This is a genomic window from Pseudomonas sp. GW823-FHT01D03, assembly GCF_058798255.1.
On the sequence record NZ_JBXAKK010000001.1, the window covers coordinates 236,681 to 260,647 of the forward strand.

The 23,967-nt window shown below is 60.6% G+C and carries 23 protein-coding genes; 12 read left to right on the forward strand and 11 right to left on the reverse strand.

The window, feature by feature from the left end; all coding sequences use genetic code 11:
* Position 1: 1 nt before the first annotated feature.
* From recF to AC1RBR_RS01040, 3 genes are all read left to right on the forward strand, one after another.
* Entirely contained in the window at positions 2-1,105 is a 1,104-nt protein-coding gene (recF, locus tag AC1RBR_RS01030) for a DNA replication/repair protein RecF (RefSeq protein ID WP_003220208.1), read from the forward strand.
* A 5-nt stretch (positions 1,106-1,110) separates the two neighbouring features.
* Entirely contained in the window at positions 1,111-3,528 is a 2,418-nt protein-coding gene (gene gyrB / locus AC1RBR_RS01035; RefSeq protein ID WP_007960764.1) for a DNA topoisomerase (ATP-hydrolyzing) subunit B, read from the forward strand.
* 233 nt (positions 3,529-3,761) lie between these two features.
* The gene (locus AC1RBR_RS01040) at positions 3,762-4,280 is read left to right on the forward strand and encodes an Hcp family type VI secretion system effector (protein WP_095139789.1); all 519 of its coding nucleotides are present in this window, start codon (positions 3,762-3,764) and stop codon (positions 4,278-4,280) included.
* Positions 4,281-4,327: 47 nt separating this feature from the next.
* Here AC1RBR_RS01040 and AC1RBR_RS01045 read toward each other — a convergent pair whose 3' ends face one another.
* The gene (locus tag AC1RBR_RS01045) at positions 4,328-5,065 is read right to left on the reverse strand and encodes a response regulator transcription factor (protein WP_166495136.1); all 738 of its coding nucleotides are present in this window, start codon (positions 5,063-5,065) and stop codon (positions 4,328-4,330) included.
* A 167-nt stretch (positions 5,066-5,232) separates the two neighbouring features.
* Here AC1RBR_RS01045 and AC1RBR_RS01050 point away from each other — a divergent pair, with 167 nt between their 5' ends.
* The gene (locus AC1RBR_RS01050) at positions 5,233-6,765 is read left to right on the forward strand and encodes a sensor histidine kinase (protein WP_492562570.1); all 1,533 of its coding nucleotides are present in this window, start codon (positions 5,233-5,235) and stop codon (positions 6,763-6,765) included.
* A 167-nt stretch (positions 6,766-6,932) separates the two neighbouring features.
* Here AC1RBR_RS01050 and AC1RBR_RS01055 read toward each other — a convergent pair whose 3' ends face one another.
* The 4 genes from AC1RBR_RS01055 to glyQ form a co-directional block, all read right to left on the reverse strand.
* Positions 6,933-7,712 (reverse strand): lysophospholipid acyltransferase family protein, encoded by a 780-nt coding sequence (locus AC1RBR_RS01055; RefSeq protein WP_166495134.1) that lies wholly within the window; start codon positions 7,710-7,712, stop codon positions 6,933-6,935.
* A gap of 82 nt (positions 7,713-7,794) precedes the next feature.
* Positions 7,795-8,334, reverse strand: coding sequence for a D-glycero-beta-D-manno-heptose 1,7-bisphosphate 7-phosphatase (gene gmhB / locus AC1RBR_RS01060; RefSeq protein ID WP_456018322.1), 540 nt, complete (start codon positions 8,332-8,334; stop codon positions 7,795-7,797).
* Positions 8,335-8,338: 4 nt separating this feature from the next.
* Positions 8,339-10,393 (reverse strand): glycine--tRNA ligase subunit beta, encoded by a 2,055-nt coding sequence (glyS, locus tag AC1RBR_RS01065; RefSeq protein WP_492562572.1) that lies wholly within the window; start codon positions 10,391-10,393, stop codon positions 8,339-8,341.
* Positions 10,390-11,343 carry a glycine--tRNA ligase subunit alpha gene (gene glyQ / locus AC1RBR_RS01070; protein ID WP_003187265.1) on the reverse strand — a complete coding sequence of 318 codons (954 nt, stop codon included), beginning with the start codon at positions 11,341-11,343 and terminating at the stop codon, positions 10,390-10,392. Before glyQ ends, glyS begins: the two co-directional genes overlap by 4 nt.
* A gap of 81 nt (positions 11,344-11,424) precedes the next feature.
* Here glyQ and AC1RBR_RS01075 point away from each other — a divergent pair, with 81 nt between their 5' ends.
* From AC1RBR_RS01075 to AC1RBR_RS01085, 3 genes are all read left to right on the forward strand, one after another.
* Complete coding sequence (locus AC1RBR_RS01075; RefSeq protein ID WP_492562574.1) at positions 11,425-11,982, forward strand: DNA-3-methyladenine glycosylase I; 558 nt, start codon at positions 11,425-11,427, stop codon at positions 11,980-11,982.
* A 40-nt stretch (positions 11,983-12,022) separates the two neighbouring features.
* Positions 12,023-12,910: a lysophospholipid acyltransferase gene (locus AC1RBR_RS01080; RefSeq protein WP_492562576.1), complete on the forward strand. Its 888-nt coding sequence runs from the start codon at positions 12,023-12,025 to the stop codon at positions 12,908-12,910.
* Positions 12,911-13,017: 107 nt separating this feature from the next.
* Positions 13,018-13,257, forward strand: a complete 240-nt coding sequence (locus AC1RBR_RS01085; protein ID WP_007960749.1) for a PilZ domain-containing protein — start codon at positions 13,018-13,020, stop codon at positions 13,255-13,257.
* 1 nt (position 13,258) lies between these two features.
* On the opposite strand, the gene AC1RBR_RS01090 is transcribed toward AC1RBR_RS01085, so the two are convergent.
* The 5 genes from AC1RBR_RS01090 to def form a co-directional block, all read right to left on the reverse strand.
* A complete protein-coding gene (locus AC1RBR_RS01090; RefSeq protein ID WP_027610275.1) occupies positions 13,259-13,573 on the reverse strand; it encodes a tetratricopeptide repeat protein in 315 nt (104 codons plus the stop codon).
* Between the two features lie 152 nt (positions 13,574-13,725).
* Positions 13,726-15,102, reverse strand: a complete 1,377-nt coding sequence (gene trkA, locus AC1RBR_RS01095) for a Trk system potassium transporter TrkA (protein ID WP_095139781.1) — start codon at positions 15,100-15,102, stop codon at positions 13,726-13,728.
* Positions 15,103-15,124: 22 nt separating this feature from the next.
* Positions 15,125-16,435 (reverse strand): 16S rRNA (cytosine(967)-C(5))-methyltransferase RsmB, encoded by a 1,311-nt coding sequence (rsmB, locus tag AC1RBR_RS01100; RefSeq protein WP_492562579.1) that lies wholly within the window; start codon positions 16,433-16,435, stop codon positions 15,125-15,127.
* Positions 16,432-17,391 (reverse strand): methionyl-tRNA formyltransferase, encoded by a 960-nt coding sequence (fmt, locus tag AC1RBR_RS01105; RefSeq protein WP_204893938.1) that lies wholly within the window; start codon positions 17,389-17,391, stop codon positions 16,432-16,434. Before fmt ends, rsmB begins: the two co-directional genes overlap by 4 nt.
* Before the next feature lie 57 nt (positions 17,392-17,448).
* On the reverse strand, positions 17,449-17,955 hold the full coding sequence (def, locus tag AC1RBR_RS01110) for a peptide deformylase (protein ID WP_027610272.1): 507 nt from the start codon (positions 17,953-17,955) through the stop codon (positions 17,449-17,451).
* 159 nt (positions 17,956-18,114) lie between these two features.
* On the opposite strand from def, the gene AC1RBR_RS01115 reads away from it, so the two are divergent.
* The 4 genes from AC1RBR_RS01115 to AC1RBR_RS01130 all read left to right on the forward strand — a co-directional run bounded on the left by AC1RBR_RS01115 (position 18,115) and on the right by AC1RBR_RS01130 (position 21,845).
* Positions 18,115-19,140, forward strand: coding sequence for a LysM peptidoglycan-binding domain-containing protein (locus AC1RBR_RS01115; RefSeq protein WP_492562580.1), 1,026 nt, complete (start codon positions 18,115-18,117; stop codon positions 19,138-19,140).
* 82 nt (positions 19,141-19,222) lie between these two features.
* A complete protein-coding gene (gene dprA / locus AC1RBR_RS01120; RefSeq protein WP_095139777.1) occupies positions 19,223-20,320 on the forward strand; it encodes a DNA-processing protein DprA in 1,098 nt (365 codons plus the stop codon).
* Positions 20,321-20,375: 55 nt separating this feature from the next.
* Positions 20,376-20,933 (forward strand): L-threonylcarbamoyladenylate synthase type 1 TsaC, encoded by a 558-nt coding sequence (gene tsaC / locus AC1RBR_RS01125; protein WP_007962683.1) that lies wholly within the window; start codon positions 20,376-20,378, stop codon positions 20,931-20,933.
* Between the two features lie 240 nt (positions 20,934-21,173).
* On the forward strand, positions 21,174-21,845 hold the full coding sequence (locus tag AC1RBR_RS01130) for a hypothetical protein (RefSeq protein WP_115986454.1): 672 nt from the start codon (positions 21,174-21,176) through the stop codon (positions 21,843-21,845).
* A gap of 64 nt (positions 21,846-21,909) precedes the next feature.
* On the opposite strand, the gene AC1RBR_RS01135 is transcribed toward AC1RBR_RS01130, so the two are convergent.
* Positions 21,910-22,887 (reverse strand): quinone oxidoreductase family protein, encoded by a 978-nt coding sequence (locus tag AC1RBR_RS01135; RefSeq protein WP_492562583.1) that lies wholly within the window; start codon positions 22,885-22,887, stop codon positions 21,910-21,912.
* 163 nt (positions 22,888-23,050) lie between these two features.
* On the opposite strand from AC1RBR_RS01135, the gene hemF reads away from it, so the two are divergent.
* Positions 23,051-23,965 carry an oxygen-dependent coproporphyrinogen oxidase gene (gene hemF / locus AC1RBR_RS01140; protein WP_115986455.1) on the forward strand — a complete coding sequence of 305 codons (915 nt, stop codon included), beginning with the start codon at positions 23,051-23,053 and terminating at the stop codon, positions 23,963-23,965.
* Positions 23,966-23,967: the final 2 nt, after the last annotated feature.

The window sequence follows — 23,967 nt, forward strand, 5'->3', positions numbered from 1 at the left end:
GATGTCCTTAAGTCGTGTTTCGGTCACCGCGGTGCGTAATCTGCACCCGGTGACCTTCTCCCCCTCCCCCCGCATCAACATTCTTTACGGCGCCAACGGCAGCGGCAAAACCAGTGTTCTGGAAGCCATTCATCTGCTGGGGCTTGCCCGTTCGTTTCGTAGCACTCGGCTGTTACCGGTCATCCAGTACGAGCAACTCGCCTGCACCGTGTTCGGTCAGGTCGAATTGGCCGAGGGTGGCCACAGTGCGTTGGGGATATCTCGCGACCGTCAGGGCGAGTTCCAGATCCGTATCGACGGGCAGAACGCCCGCAGCGCCGCGCAACTGGCGGAGATCCTGCCGCTGCAGTTGATCAACCCCGACAGCTTCCGCTTGCTCGAAGGCGCGCCGAAGATTCGCCGGCAGTTTCTCGACTGGGGTGTGTTCCACGTCGAACCGCGTTTCATGGCGACCTGGCAGCGTTTGCAGAAGGCCTTGCGCCAGAGAAACTCCTGGCTGCGGCATGGTACACTTGACGCCGTTTCGCAAGCGGTTTGGGACAGGGAACTGTGCCAGGCCAGCGCTGAAATCGATGAATACCGCCGCGCTTACATCAAAGCCTTGAAACCAGTCTTTGAACAAACCTTGAGCGAACTGGTTGAACTTGAGGGTTTGACGCTCAGCTATTACCGGGGCTGGGACAAGGACCGGGAATTGAGTGCCGTACTGGCTGGTTCCGTGCAAAGGGATCAGCAGATGGGTCATACCCAGGCCGGACCACAACGTGCTGATTTGCGTCTTAGATTGGGCGCGCACAATGCCGCGGACATCTTGTCCCGGGGTCAGCAGAAGCTGGTGGTCTGTGCCTTGCGAATTGCCCAGGGGCATCTGGTGAGCCAGGCCCGACGCGGTCAGTGTATTTATCTGGTGGATGACTTGCCGTCCGAGCTGGACGAAAGCCACCGCCGCGCGCTGTGCCGCTTGCTGGAAGACTTACGCTGCCAGGTTTTCATCACCTGTGTAGATCACGAATTATTGAGGGAAGGCTGGCAGACGGAAACGCCAGTCGCTCTGTTCCACGTGGAACAGGGCCGTATCACCCAGACCCACGACCATCGGGAGTGAAGGCATTGAGCGAAGAAAATACGTACGACTCAACGAGCATTAAAGTGCTGAAAGGCCTGGATGCCGTACGCAAACGTCCCGGTATGTACATTGGTGACACCGACGATGGCAGCGGTCTGCACCACATGGTGTTCGAGGTGGTCGACAACTCGATCGACGAAGCCCTCGCCGGCCACTGCGACGACATCAGCATCATCATCCACCCGGATGAGTCCATCACCGTCAAAGACAACGGCCGTGGCATCCCGGTAGACGTGCACAAGGAGGAAGGCGTTTCCGCCGCCGAGGTCATCATGACCGTCCTCCACGCTGGCGGTAAGTTCGACGATAACTCCTACAAGGTATCCGGCGGTCTGCACGGTGTAGGTGTGTCGGTAGTGAACGCACTGTCCGAAGAGCTGGTACTGACCGTACGCCGCAGCGGCAAGATCTGGGAACAGACCTACGTCCACGGCGTGCCTCAGGCACCGATGGCGATCGTTGGCGACAGCGAAACCACCGGTACCCAGATCCACTTCAAGGCCTCCAGCGAAACCTTCAAGAACATTCACTTCAGCTGGGACATCCTGGCCAAGCGCATTCGTGAACTGTCCTTCCTCAACTCCGGTGTCGGCATCGTTCTCAAGGACGAGCGCAGCGGCAAGGAAGAGCTGTTCAAGTACGAAGGCGGCCTGCGTGCATTCGTTGAATACCTGAACACCAACAAGACTGCGGTCAACCAGGTGTTCCACTTCAACATCCAGCGTGAAGACGGCATAGGCGTGGAAATCGCCCTGCAGTGGAACGACAGCTTCAACGAGAACCTGTTGTGCTTCACCAACAACATTCCACAGCGCGACGGCGGTACTCACCTGGTGGGTTTCCGTTCCGCACTGACGCGTAACCTGAACAACTACATCGAGCAGGAAGGTCTGGCGAAGAAGCACAAAGTCGCGACCACCGGTGACGATGCCCGTGAAGGCCTGACCGCGATCATCTCGGTAAAAGTGCCGGATCCGAAGTTCAGCTCGCAGACCAAAGACAAGCTGGTATCTTCCGAAGTGAAGACCGCGGTCGAGCAGGAGATGGGCAAGTACTTCTCCGACTTCCTGCTGGAAAACCCGAACGAAGCCAAGCTGGTCGTCGGCAAGATGATCGACGCGGCCCGTGCCCGTGAAGCGGCGCGCAAGGCCCGTGAGATGACCCGCCGTAAAGGCGCGCTGGACATCGCCGGTCTGCCGGGCAAGCTCGCTGACTGCCAGGAAAAAGACCCGGCGCTGTCCGAACTGTATCTCGTGGAAGGTGACTCCGCGGGCGGCTCTGCCAAGCAGGGACGTAACCGCAAGACCCAGGCAATCCTGCCGCTGAAGGGCAAGATCCTCAACGTCGAGAAAGCACGCTTCGACAAGATGATCTCGTCCCAGGAAGTGGGCACGCTGATCACTGCACTCGGCTGTGGTATCGGTCGCGAAGAGTACAACATCGACAAGCTGCGCTATCACAACATCATCATCATGACCGATGCTGACGTCGACGGTTCGCACATCCGTACCCTGCTGCTGACCTTCTTCTTCCGTCAGTTGCCGGAGCTGATCGAGCGCGGCTACATCTACATCGCTCAGCCGCCGCTGTACAAGGTCAAGAAAGGCAAGCAAGAGCAATACATCAAAGACGACGACGCCATGGAAGAGTACATGACGCAGTCGGCCCTGGAAGATGCGAGCCTGCACCTGAACGAAGAGGCCCCGGGCATTTCCGGTGAAGCGCTCGAGCGTCTGGTGAACGACTTCCGCATGGTGATGAAGACCCTCAAGCGTCTGTCGCGCCTGTACCCGCAGGAGCTGACCGAGCACTTCATCTACCTGCCGGCCGTGAGCCTGGAAATGCTCGGCGACCACGCCAAGATGCAGGACTGGCTGGCCCAGTACGAAGTGCGTCTGCGCACCGTCGAGAAGTCAGGCCTGGTGTACAAGGCCAGCCTGCGTGAAGACCGTGAACGTGGCGTTTGGCTGCCAGAGGTCGAGCTGATCTCCCACGGCCTGTCGAACTACGTCACCTTCAACCGCGACTTCTTCGGCAGCAACGACTACAAGACCGTCGTCACCCTCGGCGCTCAACTGAGCACCCTGCTCGATGAAGGCGCGTACATCCAGCGTGGCGAGCGCAAGAAAGCCGTTACCGAGTTCAAGGAAGCCCTCGACTGGCTGATGGCCGAAAGCACCAAGCGCCACACCATCCAGCGCTACAAAGGTCTGGGCGAAATGAACCCGGATCAGCTGTGGGAAACCACCATGGACCCAAGCGTGCGCCGCATGTTGAAAGTCACCATCGAAGACGCCATTGGCGCGGATCAGATCTTCAACACCCTGATGGGTGATGCGGTCGAACCTCGCCGTGACTTCATCGAGAGCAATGCGCTGGCGGTTTCGAACCTGGATTTCTGATCCATCTCCCCATCGCTAATGCACGAATAAAAAACCAGCGCTATGCGCTGGTTTTTTTTCCGGTTCTTTTTTTGGATTAAATCCTGCAAATTTTAAGACTATCCCTTCGTTGAGGAGAGACTCTTCCTACATATATCTCGATCGGTTCTATTTATCTTACAGCCGCTTCGCTAACTGCCCTACGGCATAAGTGGAGCGTTGTCAGTGTCTAGAATCGAACAGGGAACTTAGTTATGCCTACACCTGCATATTTAACGATTAATGGTAATCGACAAGGTTTGATCAGTGCCGGGGCTTTTACAGCAGACTCAGTGGGTAATACCTACCAGGAAGGGCACGAAGATCAGATTTTGGTACAGGCTTTCAGCCATCAAATTATCATTCCACGTGACCCTCAATCCGGCCAACCCACCGGTCAGCGGGTGCATAAGCCTCTCATGGTTACCAAGGTTTTCGACAAGGCATCCCCGTTGATATACAGCGCTTTGACCAGTGGCGAAGTCTTGGACAATTGTCATATTGCCTGGTATCGAACTTCCGCTGCAGGTACACAAGAACATTTTTTCAGTATTGAATTGGTAGACGCCGTTATTGTGGAAGTGAACTCCAGAATGCCGAATTGCCAAGATATGAATATGGCGCATTTCACGCAGTTGGAAGACGTACATTTCACGTATCGTAAAATCATCTGGACGCATGAAATTTGCGGCACGACGGGGTCAGATGACTGGCGTGCACCTTTGGTCAACTGACACTCGCTGGCTTCCAGGTATCGACCAGCTTGACTGGTCGATTCACGTTACGACTGCATCGTGGTATCACCAGCTGTTGCAGGCACACTCTCCAACCGATACCCATACCCATAAATCGTCAGCAACTGCCAGCCGCGATCCGCCGTCAGCCCCAGCTTGTTGCGCAGGCGATAGATGTGCGTATCCAGCGGCCGTGACGACGCCACTTCTTCGTGGGGCCAGAAGCGTTCGTACAGGTACTCCCGCGACAACGGCCGACCCAGGTTACTGAACAGGCAGCGCGCCAGGCGATATTCACGCTCGGTCATGACCACGGCCTTACCCTCGCGGGTGACGGTCAGTTCAGCATCGTCGAAGGTCAGGTCATTGAAGCTCAGGACTTCGGCAGCGCTACTGCGTTGCTGGCTGTGCCGACGCAGCACGGCGGCGACTCGGGCTTTCAGCTCGTTGGGGCGGAACGGTTTGCTGACGTAATCGTCGGCCCCGGCGTTCAGCGCCTGGACGATATCGCTCTCGCCGTCGCGGCTGGTCAGCATGATTGCGGCGGGGGGCGACTCCATGTGCTCACGGGTCCAGCGCAGCAGCGCCAGGCCGGTCAGGTCGGGCAATTGCCAGTCGAGGATCAGCAGGTCGAAAGTGTCCCGGCGCAATTGGCGCAACAGGTCCTCGCCCCGTTCAAAGCTGTGCAGTGACCACGGCTGGTCGCCTACGGCCGCCATCTGCTGCAGGGTTTGCTCGACCCGACGCAGTTCGGCGGGTTCATCGTCCAGTATCGCAACGCGCATACGCGTGGGCTCCTTGTTGCTTGGGCAGTGGCTAGCCACCATAACGGCTTGGCCTGTACGGTGAAAGTAAGCCGTCCGCCGTTGTCGACGTCCGCTATGATTCTTCGGATCTACATCCTCAGACCTGTGGCCCATGAAACCATTCACTGCCCCTTTCCCCGTTTGCCATGAATAACCCGCGCCGGCGTGAAAGCCGCGAGCCGAGTCAGGTCCAGCGTCTGTTTCGGCGGCTGGTGCGCGAGTGGTTGTGGATAAGTCTAGTGCTGTTGCCGCTGACTGCCTTGTTGTCGTATCGCGCGCAGATCAACCTGCACGACGTGGTACCGATGTGGAGCACGCTGCTTTCGGTAGGGCTGGTAGCCTGCGTACTCGGATTGCTGCTGTGGCGCCCGCGCTGGGCGATCTGGGTGACATTGGGCGGTGTGGCTTGTGTGCTGCTGACCAGCGCCGGGCTGGCGGAAACCCGGCACTGGTGGTCACCGACTCCGGCGGCGCTCGGCATGTTGTTCGGCTACCTGATCTGGAACTGGCGGCGCTTGAGTGTGGTGTTGACGTACTTTGGCTGGGAGCTGGCGCGGCTGGACCGCGAGCCAAAAGTGTTCCCCGAACGGCGCCGTGCAAAATTTACCAGCGCAGACCAGTTACAGGGGCAGATCATGGCGCTGGAACAAGCCATGAGCCGCACGCGCGATACCCGGCGCTTCATTGCCGACGGTCTGGAATACCTGCCGGTGGCAACACTGATCAGCGATCCCAAAGGGCAGATCCTGTTGGGTAACCGCAAGGCCCGGGTATTGTTCGATCACCCGCTGGTGGGCGACGACGTTCTTGAGCAATTGGCCCGCCTCGGTTATCCGGAATTATCCACAGCACCACGTCCGGCCTTATCAGTCCTGCCCTTGCTGGAGTTTCGCGATCACAAGGAACGCAGCCTGCGTCTGGAGCGTGCGGCACTGTTGCCGGTGGATGGCGATACGCCGATCGGCTGGCTACTGAGCCTCACCGACCTGAGCGCCGAACGCGCTGCCGAAGAACAGCGCGGGGTCTTGCTGCGGTTTCTTTCCCACGATCTGCGCGCCCCGCACTCGGCGATCCTTGCCCTGCTGGATGTGCACCGTCATCAGGCCGGAGCGGATTCTCCGCTGTTCGAGCAGATCGAGCGTCAGGTACGCCGTGCGCTGGATTTGACCGATGGTTTCGTGTTGCTGGCGCGAGCGGAATCCGAGGCTTATCAGTTCCAGCCCAGTCTGTTCGCGATGCTGGTACTGGACGTGCTGGATCAGGCCTTGCCCATCGCCCAACAGAAATGCATCCAGTTGCTGCATGACATGGATGAGCCATCCCAGGAGCGCCTGATCAACGCCGACCAGGGCCTGCTGACCCGAGCTTTGTTCAACCTGCTGGAAAACGCGATCAAGTACAGTCCTGCGGGCACCACGATTCAGTTGCGCGCCAGTTGTCATGGCGAGTGGCTGTGCTGTGAATTGACCGATCAGGGCAAAGGCATCGCCGCCGAGGAACTGCCGGATCTGTTCACTCAATATCGCCGGTTTTCATCGGCGCAGGGCATCGATGGTGTCGGCCTGGGGTTGTCGATGGTCAAGGCCGTGGTCGATCATCATGGCGGCAGTATCGAATGTCACAGCGTCGTTGATCAGGGCACGACGTTCAGACTCCAGTTGCCGTTGATTGCCGAGTGAACAGGCACAAAAAAACCGGCTATATCAGCCGGTTTTTTTACTTCCGAAAAAAACTTATGCACCTTTTACAGTGTTTTATGAGCTTGAGAAATATATAGGTAAATCAATCGGTTACCTTCTATATTCAGGATTTTTCAACAAAACCGTACACAGGTTATCCACAAAAATCAGACAGCCACCTGATCACTCGCCGCAGGTGCCTGCGGTGCCGGTGGCAGAGAACCCATTTCGCGCTGAGTCCGTTCGTTCCAGGCCTGTACCCGGTCATTCAGCTCGGCGATGGCGCGCGGGCCAGTGCCTTCGGCATACATCGGCTCGCCGATGATTACGGTGATCACGCCCGGCTGCTTGCCCCAGCCGATTTTCGGCCAGAATTTGCCGGCATTGTGTGCAATCGGCAGCACCGGAAGTGCCGCATTCACCGCCAACGCGCTGCCACTGCGCGAAAACTTGCCGACGGTGCCATAAGGAACGCGGGTGCCTTCAGGGAAGATCAACACCCAGACGTTATCCTTGAGCAGTTCATCGCCCTTGGCCGCGACTTGTTTGAGCGCCGCTTTCGGGTTGTCGCGGTCGATCGCGATCGGCCGCAGCATGGCCATGGCCCAACCGAAGAACGGCACGTAGAGCAATTCACGCTTGAGCACCTGGCTCAAGGGCGAGAAATAAGCAGAGAGAAAGAACGTCTCCCAAGTGCTCTGGTGGTTCGACTGAATCACGCAGGGCCGGTCTGGCACGTTTTCCGCGCCTTTGATCTCGTAACGAATGCCGAGAAACACCTTGGTCAACCACAAGGCGCAACGGCACCAGTACACGTTGATGAAACGATAACGCGCCTTGAACGGCAGAAAGGGCGCGATAAAAAAGCTCAGGCTGCACCACAGCAAGGCAGTGGTGCCCAGCAGCAGGTAAAAGAGAAAAATTCTGATGGCCTGCAGTATCGACATGGCGACGTTTACCGTTACGGGCGATGCCCGACTGTTCAAGCGCACTCCCGATCAATCCCTGGTCAGGAACTTCAGAAGCACTCTAGTTGTGGATAAGTTCTGCGGCAATCGCCGCCAGATCGTCAAAAATCAGGGTGCCGACCGGAAGGGTCTTGCCCAGAGTTTTTTCGCCTTTCCCGGTCTTTACCAAAACGGGCTGTGAATCGACGGCTTTGGCGGCCTCCAGGTCACCAAGGCTGTCGCCGACGAACCAGACATTCGTCAGCGCCACGTTGTAGTGCGCCGCGATAGTTTTCAACATGCCCGGTTTCGGCTTGCGGCAATCGCAACCCTCGTCCGGCCCGTGCGGGCAGTACACGATCAGCCCGACTTCACCGCCCTGCTCCGCCACGAGCGTGCGCAAGCGCGCGTGCATGGCGTCGAGGGTGGCGAGGTCGTAATAGCCGCGAGCAATGCCCGACTGGTTGGTAGCGACCGCCACCGTCCAGCCGGCCTTGCTCAACTGCGCAATCGCCTCGATCGAGCCGGGCAGTGGAATCCACTCCTCCACCGACTTGATGTAAGCGTCGGAGTCGTAATTGATCACTCCATCCCGATCGAGAATCAGCAGTTTCAACAGCAATCCCTCAACCCAGCAGCGAAATGTCGGCAACGCCCAGGAACAGGCCACGCAGACGCGCCAGCAGCGCATAGCGGTTGGCCCGCACGTTGGCGTCTTCGGCATTGACCATCACGGCGTCGAAGAACGCATCCACCGGCTCACGCAATGCAGCCAGACGCGCCAGCGATTCGTTGTACTGACGCGCTGCGGCCATTGGCTGCACCGCCTGATCCGCCTGCTGGATCGCCGAGTACAGCGAGAACTCGTTGGCGTTGTCGAAGTACTTCGCCTCGACCACGGTCGGCACCGAGCCTTCTACCTTGCTCAACAGGTTCGATACACGCTTGTTCACCGCCGCCAGCGCTGCCGCTTCCGGCAGTTTGCGGAAGGCCTGAACCGCTTGCACACGCTGGTCGAAGTCCAGCGCCGAACCCGGCTTCAGGGCACGAACCGACAGGTAGGTGGCGACATCGACGCCTTCGTCTTCGTAACGCGCACGCAGTCGGTCGAAGATGAATTCCAGCACCGCGTCGTTCAGACCGGCAGCCTTGACCTTGGTCCCGAACGCCGCCACGGCGAAAGCCACGGCATCGTTCAGATCGAGGTCGAGTTTTTTCTCGATCAGGATACGCAGCACGCCGAGGGCCGCACGGCGCAGGGCATACGGGTCTTTGCTGCCGGTTGGCAGCATGCCGATACCGAAGATACCGACCAGGGTGTCGAGCTTGTCGGCGATCGCGACAGCGGCACCGGTCAGGGTCGCCGGCAGTTCAGCACCGGCACCGCGTGGCATGTACTGCTCGTTCAGCGCCAGCGCGACGTCTTCCGGCTCGCCGTCATTAAGCGCGTAGTAGTAACCGGCGACACCTTGCATCTCCGGGAACTCGCCGACCATTTCGGTGGCCAGGTCGCACTTCGACAGCAGGCCGGCACGGGCCGCCCAGGAAGCGTTGCCGCCAATGCGTGCCGCGATGTATGCGGCAAGTTTCGATACGCGCTCGGCCTTGTCGTAGACGCTGCCGAGTTTTTCCTGGAACACCACGTTCTTCAGGCGATCATTGAAGGCTTCGAGCTTTTGCTTCTTGTCTTGCTTGAAGAAGAACTCGGCGTCGGTCAGACGTGGACGAACCACTTTCTCGTTACCGGCGATGATCTGCTGCGGGTCCTTGCTTTCGATGTTGGCGACGGTGATGAACCGTGGCAGCAACTTGCCGTCGGCATCCAGCAGGCAGAAGTACTTCTGGTTGTCCTGCATGGTGGTGATCAGTGCTTCCTGCGGCACGTCGAGGAAGCGTTCCTCGAACGAGCACACCAGCGGCACCGGCCACTCGACCAGCGCGGTCACTTCATCAAGCAGCGCCGGCGGCACGATCGCAGTGCCTTCCTGACGGGTCGCCAGTTCTTCGGTGCGCTTGCTGATGATCTCGCGACGCTCGTTGGCATCGGCCAGAACATAAGCGGCACGCAGGTCGGCCAGGTAGCTCGACGGCGAACCGATGCGCACGCTTTGCGGGTGGTGGAAGCGGTGACCACGGGAGTCGCGGCCAGCCTTCTGCGCAAGGATGGTGCAGTCGATGACCTGATCACCGAGCAGCATCACCAGCCACTGGGTCGGACGCACGAACTCTTCCTTGCGCGCACCCCAACGCATGCGTTTCGGGATCGGCAGGTCGTTCAGCGAATCTTCGACGATGGTCGGCAGCAGGCTCGCGGTCGGCTTGCCGGCGATGTTCTGGCTGTAACGCAGTTTCGGGCCGCTCTGGTCGATTTCGCTCAGCTCGACGCCGCACTTCTTGGCAAAGCCCAGGGCTGCCTGAGTCGGGTTGCCTTCAGCGTCAAACGCCGCCTGACGGGGCGGGCCGTCGAGGTTGATGCTGCGATCCGGTTGCTGGGTGGCCAGCGCGGTGATCAGCACGGCCAGACGCCGCGGTGCGGCGTAGACGGTTTTGCTTTCGTAGCTCAGGCCGGCAGCTTGCAGGCCCTTGTCGATACCGGCGAGGAACGCTTCAGCCAGGGTGTTCAGGGCTTTGGGAGGCAGTTCTTCGGTGCCCAGTTCAACCAGAAAATCTTGAGCACTCATTGTGCAGCCTCCAGCTTGGCCAGTACTTCGTCACGCAGGTCCGGGGTCGCCATCGGGAAGCCCAGCTTGGCGCGAGCCAGCAGGTAGGCTTGCGCAACGGAACGCGCCAGAGTGCGTACGCGCAGGATGTATTGCTGACGCGCGGTCACCGAGATCGCCCGGCGCGCATCCAGCAGGTTGAAGGTGTGCGAGGCCTTCAGGACCATTTCGTAGCTCGGCAACGGCAGCGGCTGGTCGAGTTCGATCAGGCGCTTGGCTTCGCTTTCATAGAAGTCGAACAGTTCGAACAGTTTGTCGACGTTGGCGTGTTCGAAGTTGTAGGTGGACTGCTCCACTTCGTTCTGGTGGAACACGTCGCCGTAGGTCACCTTGCCGAACGGACCGTCAGCCCAGACCAGGTCGTAGACCGAATCCACGCCCTGCAGGTACATGGCCAGACGCTCCAGACCGTAAGTGATCTCGCCGGTCACCGGGTAGCACTCGATGCCGCCGGCCTGCTGGAAGTAGGTGAACTGAGTCACTTCCATGCCGTTGAGCCAGACTTCCCAGCCCAGACCCCAGGCGCCGAGGGTCGGCGATTCCCAGTTGTCTTCGACGAAGCGGATGTCGTGGACCAGCGGGTCCAGGCCGACATGCTTGAGCGAGCCCAGGTACAGTTCCTGGAAGTTGTCCGGGTTCGGCTTCAGGACGACCTGGAACTGATAGTAGTGCTGCAGACGATTCGGGTTTTCCCCGTAGCGGCCGTCAGTCGGACGGCGGCTTGGCTGCACGTACGCGGCGTTCCAGGTTTCCGGGCCGATGGCGCGCAGGAAGGTCGCGGTGTGGAAAGTGCCGGCGCCTACTTCCATATCGTAGGGCTGAAGTACCACACAACCTTGCTCGGCCCAGTATTGCTGGAGCGCGAGGATCAAGTCTTGGAAGGTACGCACGGCTGGCGTAGGCTGGCTCACGAAATTCACCTGTTTCTTGGGCTGCGATTTAAAGAGCGGGAGTATACCCGATTCGTTGCTGCGCACGCCCCCTGGAGCCTTATGCCACGCTGCTTTTGGTGTACCGAAGATCCGCTGTACATGGCTTATCACGATCAGGAGTGGGGCACGTCGCTACGCGATGCGCAGGGTTTGTTCGAGTTGCTTTTGCTCGAAGGGTTCCAGGCCGGGCTGTCGTGGATCACCGTGCTGCGTAAACGCGAGCGCTACCGCGAGGTGTTGTACGGCTTCGACGTGCAGCGCGTGGCGCAGATGAGCGACGCCGAGATCGATGAACTGATGCTCGATCCGGGGATCATCCGCAATCGCCTCAAACTCAATGCCGCCCGGCGCAACGCCCAGGCCTGGCTGGCGCTGGAAGACCCGGTGGCGTTTCTCTGGTCGTTCGTCGGTGGCCAACCGATCATCAATCATTTCAAGGATCGTAGCGAAGTCCCGGCGATCACCCCCGAAGCGCTGGCGATGAGCAAAGCCCTGAAAAAGGCCGGCTTCACCTTCGTCGGCCCGACCATTTGCTACGCACTGATGCAGGCTTCGGGCATGGTCATGGATCACACTCAGGACTGTGACCGCTACGCGCAGCTGGTCAACGGCGGTTAGAATGGCCGCCTCGCGCACAGCACAAAATCAGGAGTGACCTGTGGAAAAGTTTAAAGGCGCCTTGCTGGTAGGCGCTCTGCGGCTGTTTGCCCTGCTGCCATGGTGGGCCGTGCAGGCCGTGGGTTCGGCGATCGGCTGGATCATGTGGAAAACCCCCAACCGTTCCCGCGACGTGGTGCGGATCAACCTTTCCAAATGTTTTCCACAGATGGACCCGGCCGAGCGCGAGCGTCTGGTTGGCCAGAGCCTGAAAGACATCGGCAAGTCCCTGACCGAAAGCGCCTGCGCCTGGATCTGGCCGGCCCAGCGTTCGATCGATCTGGTGCGCGAAGTCGAAGGCCTCGACATCCTCAAGGATGCGCTGGCCTCGGGCAAAGGCGTGGTCGGCATCACCAGCCACCTGGGCAACTGGGAAGTGCTCAATCACTTCTATTGCAGCCAGTGCAAACCGATCATTTTCTACCGCCCGCCAAAGCTCAAGGCTGTGGATGAATTACTGCGCAAGCAACGCGTGCAGCTGGGCAACAAGGTCGCTGCCTCCACCAAGGAAGGCATCCTCAGCGTCATCAAGGAAGTGCGCAAAGGTGGTGCAGTGGGCATTCCGGCTGACCCGGAACCGGCCGAATCCGCAGGGATCTTCGTGCCGTTCTTCGCCACCCAGGCATTGACCAGCAAATTCGTGCCGAACATGCTCGCCGGCGGCAAAGCGGTCGGGGTGTTCCTGCATGCCCTGCGCCTGCCGGACGGCTCTGGCTACAAAGTGATCCTCGAAGCGGCGCCAGAAGCCATGTACAGCACCGATACCGAGGAATCCTGCGCGGCCATGAGCAAGGTGGTTGAACGCTACGTTGCCGCATATCCAAGCCAATACATGTGGAGCATGAAGCGCTTCAAGAAACGCCCAGCGGGCGAAGCGCGCTGGTACTGAGCAAGTTGGCACACTCTGTGGATAACCTGTAAGAGCTGCCGCAGGCTGCGATCTTTTGATCTTGCTCCTTCAGTTATCCACAACCGTTCATCAAAGGGCGCAACAAGATGTCCGAACAGCGCAAATCCTTCCGCATCAAAATCACCCACGACAGCTTCGGCGAATGCCTCGGGCAGACGCGCAACCTGTCGGCCACCGGCGTGTATGTGCAGCATCCGCGCCTGGCTTCATTGCCCAAAGGCGCGGTGGTTTATGGCCAGGTGCAGGATTTACCCACCGGCGCGCCACGGGTGCGTATGGAAGTGGTGACGGTGGATGCCGAGGGCATCGGCCTGCGCTATCTCTAGCCTATTGCGCCTGTCGGTCGAGTTTCTTCAGAAACACCGTCATTTCCTTTTCGGCCTGCTTGTCGCCATGGGCGCGGGCGGCTTCCAGACCCTGTTCCCACGCCTGACGTGCGGCGGCGTGATCGCCGAGTGCGAGTTGCGCCTTGCCCAATAGCTTCCACGCCGCCGAATACTTCGGATCGAAACCGACACAGCGCTGGAAATGCTCGGCTGCCTTGGCGTTCTCCCCCAGATCCAGATAACCCTTACCCAAGCCGAAGCGCAGCAGTGAGTTATCCACACCCTTGGCGAGCATTTTTTCCAGGGATTCGAGCATCGATGCAGTCCTTTTCTGTGGAGTGTCAGGCTTAGATCGGTGTCAGTTACACCGCTTTCGCGAGCAAGCCCGCTCCCACATTTGGAATGCATTCCCCCTGTGGGAGTGGGCTTGCTCGCGAAGAGGCCATTACAGCCAACGATATTTCTGGATCAGAAGAAGCTCAGACCCACATGAAACAGCTTCTCCACATCGCGGATATGCTTTTTATCCACAAGGAACAGAATCACATGGTCGCCGGTTTCGATCACCGTATCGTCGTGGGCGATGATCACTTCTTCGTTGCGGATGATCGCGCCAATCGTGCTGCCCGGTGGCAGGCCGATTTTCTCGATCGGCCGGCCGATGACCTTGCTCGACTTCGCATCCCCGTGGGCAATCGCCTCGATGGCTTCCGCCGCGCCCCGGCGCAATGAGTGCACGCTGACGATATCGCCACGGCGTACGTGAGCCAGCAAGGTGCCGATGGTCGCCAGTTGCGGGCTAATGGCGATGTCGATGTCGCCGCCCTGGATCAGATCGACGTAAGCCGGGTTGTTGATGATCGTCATCACCTTCTTCGCCCCCAGCCGTTTGGCCAGCAGCGACGACATGATGTTGGCTTCGTCGTCGTTGGTCAGGGCGAGGAAGATGTCGGCATCGGCAATGTTTTCTTCCAGCAGAAGATCACGGTCCGACGCGCTGCCCTGCAGCACCACGGTGCTGTCGAGGGTGTCGGAGAGATAGCGGCAGCGCGCCGGGCTCATCTCGATGATCTTCACCTGGTAGCGGCTCTCGATGGCCTCGGCCAGGCGCTCGCCGATCTGCCCGCCACCGGCAATCACGATGCGCTTGTAGGTTTCGTCGAGACGGCGCATTTCGCTCATCACCGCGCGAATATTCTCACGGGCGGCGATGAAGAAGACTTCGTCATCGGCCTCGATCACCGTATCGCCTTGCGGCAGGATCGGTCGGTCGCGGCGGAAAATCGCCGCGACCCGGGTTTCGACGTTCGGCATGTGCTCGCGCAACTGGCGCAATTGCTGACCCACCAGCGGCCCGCCGTAATAGGCGCGCACCGCCACCAGTTGTGCCTGACCTTCGGCGAAGTCGATCACTTGCAGCGCGCCCGGATGCTGAATCAGACGCTTGATGTAGTTGGTCACCACCTGCTCGGGGCTGATCAGCACGTCGACCGGAATCGCTTCGTTCTGGAACAGCTGTTCTTCGCGATTGAGGTAGGACGCTTCGCGCACCCGGGCGATTTTGGTCGGGGTGTGGAACAGCGTGTGCGCGACCTGACAGGCGACCATGTTGGTCTCGTCACTGTTGGTCACCGCCACCAGCATGTCGGCATCGTCGGCGCCGGCCTGACGCAGCACCGACGGCAGCGAGCCGCGGCCCTGAATGGTGCGGATGTCGAGACGGTCGCCGAGGTCGCGCAGGCGTTCGCCGTCGGTGTCGACCACGGTGATGTCGTTGGCTTCGCTCGCCAGGTGTTCAGCCAGCGAACCGCCGACCTGCCCCGCACCGAGGATGATGATTTTCATCCAGTCACTCCATTCAATCCATTTAGCCGCGCGCGGCAGCGATCTTGATCAGCTTGGCGTAGTAGAACCCATCATGCCCGCCCTGCTGGGCCAGCAATTGGCGACCATGGGGCTGTTTGATCCCGGCCGTGGTGGCCAGGTCGAGTTCGCGGGCACCGGGCGTGCGCTCAAGGAACGCGGCGATGACTTCGGTGTTTTCGGTCGGCAAGGTCGAGCACGTGGCGTAGAGCAGGATGCCGCCGACGTCGAGAGTTTTCCACAGGGCGTCGAGCAGCTCGCCTTGCAGTTGCGCGAGGGCAGCGATGTCGTCCGGCTGACGGGTCAGCTTGATGTCCGGATGGCGGCGGATCACCCCGGTGGCCGAGCACGGCGCGTCGAGCAGGATGCGCTGGAACGGCTTGCCGTCCCACCATGCGGCGGTGTCGCGGCCGTCGGCAGCGATCAGGTCGGCGCTCAGGCCCAGCCGCTCAAGGTTTTCCTTCACCCGAACCAGACGCTTGGCTTCCAGATCCACCGCCACCACGCCGGCCAGCGCCGGTTCGGCTTCGAGGATGTGGCAGGTCTTGCCGCCGGGGGCGCAGCAGGCGTCGAGCACCCGTTGGCCCGGGGCCAGATCGAGCAGATCGGCAGCCAGTTGCGCGGCTTCGTCCTGCACGCTGATCCAGCCTTCGGCAAAACCCGGCAGGCTGCGCACGTCGGCGGCGGCCTCAAGGACGATGCCGTCGCGACTATAGACGCAGGGCATGGCAGCGATGCCGGCCTCGCTGAGCAAGCCGAGGTAGGCGTCGCGGCTGTGATGCCGGCGGTTGACCCGCAGGATCATCGGCGGATGCGCGTTATTCGCGGCGCAGATCGCTTCCCATTGCTCCGGCCAGAAGGCTTTCAGGGATTTTTGCAGCCAGCGCGGGTGGGCGGTGCGTACCACTGGGTCGCGTTCCAGCTCGGCGAAAATCGTCTCGCTTTCGCGCTGGGCATTGCGCAGCACGGCGTTGAGCAAACCCTTGGCCCACGGCTTTTTCAGCTTGTCCGCGCAACCGACGGTTTCGCCGATGGCCGCGTGCGGCGGCACGCGGGTGTAGAGCAGTTGATAGAGACCGACCAGCAGCAACGCCTCGACATCGGCGTCGGCAGCCTTGAACGGTTTCTGCAAAAGCTTTTCCGCCAGCGCCGACAGCCGTGGCTGCCAGCGCGCGGTGCCGAACGCCAGATCCTGAGTGAAACCGCGATCACGGTCTTCGACCTTGTCCAGTTGCGTCGGCAGGGAGCTGTTCAGCGAAGCCTTGCCGCTGAGCACGGCGGCGAGAGCCTTGGCGGCAGCCAGACGCGGGTTCATTGCGCGGCCACCACGGCGCCGAGCACGGTGCCGACGGCGAATTTCTCGCGGCGGCTGTTGAACAGGTCGCTGAAGTTCAGCGCCTTGCCGCCGGGCAGTTGCAGGCGGGTCAGGCACAGCGCCTGTTCACCGCAGGCGACGATCAGGCCGTCCTTGCTGGCGCTGAGGATTTCTCCCGGTGCGCCTTTGCCGTCAGCCAGCGTCGCGGCCAATACCTTCAGCGCTTCACCATTGAGGGTGCTGTGGGTAATCGGCCATGGATTGAAGGCGCGTACCAGACGCTCCAGTTCAACCGCCGGACGGCTCCAGTCGAGACGCGCTTCGTCCTTGTTGAGTTTGTGGGCGTAGGTGGCGAGCTCGTCGTTCTGCACTTCGCCTTCGAGGGTTCCGGCGGCCAGACCGGCAATTGCCTGGACCACGGCGGGTGGGCCCATTTCGGCGAGACGGTCGTGCAGCGTGCCGCCCGTGTCGTCGGCGCTGATCGGGGTCACCACCTTGAGCAGCATCGGCCCGGTGTCGAGGCCCGCTTCCATGCGCATCACGGTCACGCCGCTTTCGGCATCACCGTGTTCCACGGCGCGCTGGATCGGCGCCGCACCGCGCCAGCGCGGCAGCAGCGAGGCGTGGCTGTTGATGCAGCCCAGACGCGGAATATCCAGCACCGCTTGCGGCAGGATCAGGCCGTAGGCGACCACCACCATCAAGTCCGGTTTCAGCGCGGCCAGCTCGGCTTGAGCATCGGCGTTGCGCAGGGTCGGCGGCTGCAACACCTGGATATTATTTTCCAGAGCCAACTGTTTGACCGGGCTCGGCATCAGTTTTTGCCCGCGACCGGCCGGACGATCCGGCTGGGTGTAGACCGCAACGATCTCGTAAGGGCTGTTCAGCAGGGCCTTGAGGTGCTCGGCGGCGAATTCCGGGGTGCCGGCAAAAACGATGCGCAGTGGCTCAGTCATGAAGGGAGTCTCATAAAAAGAAAAAGGCTTGCCGCAGCAAGCCTTTGAAGGAGGGCATCAAGCGTTCTGGCGATGCAGCTTTTCCAGTTTCTTCTTGATCCGGTCGCGTTTGAGCGTGGACAGGTAATCGACGAACAACTTGCCGTTGAGGTGGTCGCATTCGTGCTGGATGCACACCGCGAGCAGGCCTTCGGCGATCAGTTCGTAAGGCTGGCCGTCGCGGTCCAGCGCCTTGATTTTGACCTTCTGCGGGCGGTCGACGTTTTCGTAGAAACCCGGCACCGAGAGGCAGCCTTCCTGGTACTGATCCATCTCGTCGGTCAGCGATTCGAACTCGGGGTTGATGAACACCCGGGGTTCGGTGCGGTCTTCGGAAAGGTCCATCACGACGATACGTTTGTGCACGTTGACCTGGGTCGCGGCGAGGCCGATGCCCGGCGCTTCATACATTGTTTCAAACATGTCATCGACCAACTGACGCACTTCGTCGTCCACTACAGCCACAGGCTTGGCGATAGTACGCAGACGCGGGTCCGGAAATTCGAGGATGTTTAAAATGGCCATAGGCTGATTGCTGCACGTATTGAGTAAAGTCGGGTCGATGGCCTGGCAGGTCCGAAGATGCAGGCTACCGTTGTGAAGCGTAGCTAATGCAATTTGCAGTAGCGAGCCACGGGGGCTCTGACGGTTCACGCGAACGCACATGATAAAGGGATTCGCTGCATGAGGAAAACACTACTCGCCCTGCTGCTTCTGGCTTCGGCCGCGGCAGCACAAGGGCAAGTGCAACTCAGGGATGGTTTTCCACAGCAATACACGGTGGTTTCGGGAGACACCCTCTGGGACATTTCCGGCAAATACCTGCGCGAGCCCTGGCAATGGCCACAGCTGTGGCGGGCCAATCCGCAAATCGAAAACCCCAACCTGATCTACCCCGGCGACACGCTGACGCTCAGTTACGTCAACGGCCAGCCGCAGCTGACCCTCAATCGCGGCGAGTCACGGGGCACGATCAAGCTGTCGCCACGCATCCGCACCAGCCCGGTGGCCGAGGCGATTCCGAGCATTCCGCTGAAATCGATCAACAGTTTCCTGCTGAGCAACCGCATCGTCGACAAGGTCGAGGACTTCGACAAGGCGCCGTACATCGTCGCCGGCGATGCCGAGCGCGTGCTCAGCGGCACCGGCGACCGGATCTTCGCCCGTGGCCACTTCGATCCGCATCAACCGGTGTACGGCATTTTCCGCCAGGGCAAGGTCTACACCGACCCGCAGACCAAGGAGTTTCTCGGGATCAACGCCGACGATATCGGTGGCGGTGAAATCGTCGCCACCGAAGGCGACGTCGCCACCCTCGCCCTGCAACGCACCACCCAGGAAGTACGTCTGGGCGATCGCCTGTTCAGCGGCGAAGAACGCTCGATCAATTCGACCTTCATGCCCAGCGCCCCGAGCACCGACATCAACGGCCTGATCATCGACGTGCCGCGCGGCGTCACGCAGATCGGCGTGATGGATGTGGTCACTCTGAACAAGGGCAAGCGCGACGGTCTGGCCGAAGGCAATGTGCTGGTGGTGATGAAAACCGGGGAAACCGTGCGCGATCGGGTCACCGGCCAGCCGCTGAAAATCCCCGATGAACGAGCCGGTTTGCTGATGGTGTTCCGCACCTACGACAAGCTCAGTTACGGCCTGGTACTCAACGCATCGCGCTCGCTGGCGGTGCTCGACAAGGTGCGAAATCCTTAGCACGCTTAACAAGTTACCAACAGAGTTATCCACAGCTTGTTCCGAATGGTTCGGGACTTATAACGATCAAGGATGATCCACCATGCTGTCTGCCCATACGCCGGTTTCCCCTGCGGAACTGGAAGCGCGTTTGCGCCTGCACCGCTTGCCGGAAATCGGCCCGAAACGTTTTGCCAAACTGCTTGAAGCCTTCGGCTCGGCGTCAAAAGCCATCAGCGCACCGGCCAGTGCCTGGCGTGCGCTGGGTTTGCCGGCGGCGTCGGCCGAGGCTCGGCGCAGCCCCGAAGTACGCGATGGCGCCAGCCATGCATTACGCTGGCTAGAGCGGCCCGGCCAGCATTTATTGATGTTGGACCAGGCGGATTATCCGGCACTGCTGGCGCAAATCCCTGACCCGCCACCGCTGTTGTTCGTCGCTGGCGATCCGCTGATTCTGGAAAAACCGCAACTGGCGATGGTCGGCAGCCGCAGTGCTTCACGTCCGGGAATGGACACCGCCGCCGCGTTTTCCCGCAGCCTCGCCGGGGCCGGTTTCGTCATCACCAGTGGTCTGGCGTTGGGTATCGATGCGGCTGCCCATCAAGCGGCGCTGGACGTCGGCGGGCAAACCGTCGGCGTACTCGGCACTGGTCTGGAAAAGTTTTATCCACAGCGCAATCGCCGACTCGCCGACGCGATGATTGCCTCGGGCAGCGCCGTGCTTTCGGAGTTTCCACTGGACGCCGGGCCAACGGCGAGCAACTTTCCCAGGCGCAACCGGATCATCAGCGGTTTGTCCCTTGGTGTGCTGGTGGTCGAGGCGAGTGTCGCCAGCGGTTCGCTGATCACTGCCCGGCTGGCGGCGGAACAGGGCCGCGAGGTGTATGCGATTCCCGGCTCGATCCATCACCCCGGCGCACGCGGCTGCCATCAGTTGATCCGCGACGGCGCGGTGCTGGTGGAAACCATCGAGCACATCCTCGAAGCCCTGCGCGGCTGGCAGCATTTGCCGTTATCCACAGACACGCCGCGCAGCGATCATCCGCTGTTGAACCTGCTGCATGCCGCGCCGCACACCAGTGAAGCGTTGGCCGACAGCAGCGGCTGGGCGCTGCCCAAAGTCCTCGCGGCGCTCACCGAGCTGGAAATGGATGGCTCGGCCGTGTGCGAAAACGGTCGCTGGCTGGCGAGGACACGCTAGGTTTTACAGGGAAGATCGGTAAACTGCGCAAAACCTGTTTTCGGAGAGTTTTTTCATGGTCAACAGTTGGCGTGTGCAACAAGCCGCACGAGAGATTCGCGCCGGGGCGGTGATTGCCTATCCAACCGAAGCCGTCTGGGGGCTGGGTTGCGACCCGTGGAACGAAGAGGCAGTGGATCGTCTGTTGGCGATCAAGAACCGTTCGGTGGACAAGGGCCTGATCCTGGTCGCCGACAACATCCGCCAGTTCGATTTTCTGTTCGAAGACTTCCCCCAAGAGTGGATCGACCGCATGGCCAGCACCTGGCCGGGGCCGAACACCTGGCTGGTGCCGCATCAGAACCTGTTGCCGGAATGGGTGACGGGCGTGCATGACACGGTGGCGCTGCGGGTCAGCGATCACCCGCAGGTGCGGGATCTGTGCTCGATGGTCGGGCCGCTGATTTCCACCTCGGCCAACCCGCAGGGGCGGCCGGCGGCGCGTACGCGGTTGCGCGTCGAGCAGTATTTCCGTGGGCAGATCGACCTGATCCTTGGCGGGCAACTGGGTGGGCGCAAGAACCCCAGCGTGATCCGCGATCTGGCAACCGGCAAGGTCATTCGCCCCGACTGATCCGCTTTCGAAAACCTTTAACGTGGGTCTTCCTCGCCTTGATGGGGAGGAGGACTACGTCTGCCTGCGATTTATCCTGCAATGACGCCAGTCTCAGTGTCGGAAAAGTCGCCAAGTACCCGGATTCATTGACTTTTCCCACCTGATTATCAGACTTTCTGGCGTGGCGGAATCGGCAAAAGCAACCATCCTTTCCCTGCACTCGAAACACTTCGATAAGTTAAGGTCTGCGGAGAAAGAATGGACACTACCAATTTGCAACTCACGGATTACCTGCAGGCGCTTCAGGTGACGTTGAAGAGTCACCATGAGGGTTGTCGCATCGTGATGCTTGAGGCAGGGGCGGATACTCAGGAGTTCGACCGGTTTATCGATCGGCAATTTCGGCTTCGGTTGCAGCATTACATGCTGACTTCACGGGCGCGGATGCTCGAAACCAGACTGGCGATAAAGTCGCGCAGTACCCATTTTCTGCTGTATCGGCACGATCAACTGTTGGCGGTATTGAGGGCGACTCCGGCGCCGTTCGAGTGGGTATCGCTGGCGCAGCAACACGTTTCTCCCACAGTAGCGCTGTCGCGCCATGTTGAATTCAGTCGCTTGATCTCGTACACGCCCAATCAGTTGCCCATCGCGGTCAACGGTCTGCTGGCGGCCGCTACCGAGTGGGCCATTAAACGCGGTTATAACGGGGTAACCGCGTTGTGCAGATCGCAACAGCTGCGCTTCTACCAGCGTTTCGGCCTGATGCCGATCGCCTCCAATGCCCTGCATATCGACCAGCGCGCACGCGGCGATTACTGGGTGTTGTCAGCCGAGTGGCGGCAAATTCTCGCGGCGGTTCAACCGCCTGATCCGGCGGTTGGCCACGTGGTGCAGAAACCGTTGGAGTGTCATCTGCCGAGGTGCTGAACGCGTTCGAACTGCTTGCCAGCCGTGGGTTTGCAACCCTGACTGGCAAGACGTCGAAGGTTGGTCAGGGCAACAGGATGGTCGAGCCGGTGGTGCGTCGTGCCGACAGTTCGGTCTGCGCTTTCGCCGCATCAGCCAGTGGATAGCGCTGGCTGATGTCGACCTTGAGCTTGCCACTGATGATCATCTCGAACAGCTCGTCGGCCATGCGCTGCAGGTTCTCGGCGTTGTTGGCGTAGGTGGCCAGGGTCGGGCGGGTCACGTACAGCGAGCCCTTGGCCGAAAGAATTCCCAGATTGACTCCGTCCACTGCACCGGAGGCATTGCCGAAGCTCACCACCAGCCCGCGTGGCGCCACGCTGTCGAGCGAAGTCAGCCAGGTGTCCTTGCCGACGCCGTCGTACACCACCGGGACTTTCTTGCCGCCGGTCAGCTCCAGCACCCGCTGTGCCACGTTTTCGTGGCTGTAATCGATGGTTGCCCAGGCACCGTTGGCTTTGGCCAGTTCGGCTTTTTCCTTCGAGCTGACCGTGCCGATCAGCTTCACGCCCAGTGCCTTGGCCCATTGGCAGGCCAGCGAGCCGACACCCCCGGCAGCGGCGTGGAACAGAATGGTTTCGCCGCCCTTGAGTTCATAGGTCTGGCGCAGCAGGTACTGCACGGTGAGGCCCTTGAGCATGACCCCGGCAGCGGTCTCGAAGCTGATTTCGTCCGGCAGCTTCACCAGATTGGCTTCGGGCAGGGTGTGCAACTGGCTGTAGGCGCCCAACGGGCCGCTGCCATATGCCACGCGATCACCGACCTTGAACCGGGTGACGTCGCTGCCCACCGCATCGACGATGCCGGCGCCTTCAGCGCCGAGGCCGGACGGCAAGGCTGGCGGGGCATACAGACCGCTGCGGTAATAGGTATCGATGAAGTTCAGGCCGATCGCCTTGTTCGCCACCCGCACCTGATTCGGGCCGGGCGCGGCGGGTTCGTAGTCAACAAACTCGAGCACTTCGGGACCGCCGTGGGCGCGGAACTGGATACGCTTTGCCATCTGCCTGCTCTCCTTGGGTCGTTTGTAAGCCCCCTATCCAACTCCCCTGCTTGATCTTCGTCAACTGCGGCGCGCAGGTTTGCGGTGTTATGCTACGCGCCCATTTGCGCCGCCCCCTGCCTGCGGGGCGCCCGCGTAGTTATGCCCGATTCAAGGTGAAGCCATGACGACCCGCACCGACGCCGTAAAGGCCTATCTGCTCGACCTGCAAGACCGCATCTGCGCCGCGCTGGAAACCGAGGACGGCGGCACGCGCTTCGTCGAAGACGCCTGGACCCGGCCTGCCGGTGGTGGCGGTCGTACCCGCGTGATCGAAAACGGTACGGTGATCGAAAAGGGCGGCGTCAATTTCTCCCACGTGTTCGGCAGTGGTCTGCCGCCGTCGGCCAGCGCCCATCGCCCGGAACTGGCCGGGCGCGGTTTCGAAGCCCTCGGCGTGTCGCTGGTGATCCATCCGCACAACCCACATGTGCCGACGTCCCACGCCAACGTGCGCTTTTTCATTGCCGAGAAGGAAGGTGAAGAGCCGGTCTGGTGGTTCGGCGGCGGCTTCGACCTGACCCCGTATTACGGCAACGAAGAAGACTGCATCCACTGGCACCGCGTCGCCGAACAGGCCTGCGCGCCGTTCGGGCCGGACGTCTATCCGCGTTACAAGGCCTGGTGCGACACCTACTTCCACATCAAGCATCGCCACGAACCGCGTGGCATCGGTGGCCTGTTTTTCGATGACCTGAACGAGTGGGACTTCGACACCAGTTTCGCCTTTATGCGCGCCATCGGTGATGCCTACATCGACGCTTACCTGCCGATCGTGCAGCGCCGCAAACACGAGGCGTTCACCGCCAAACAGCGTGAATTTCAGGAATTTCGCCGTGGCCGCTACGTCGAGTTCAACCTGGTCTACGACCGTGGCACCTTGTTCGGCCTGCAATCGGGCGGGCGTACCGAGTCGATCCTCATGTCGTTGCCGCCGCAAGTGCGCTGGGCCTATGACTTCAAGGCCGAGCCCGGCAGCGAAGAAGCGCGCCTGACCGACTACTTCCTGCAAGACCGCGACTGGCTGGCCCAGGCCTGAGG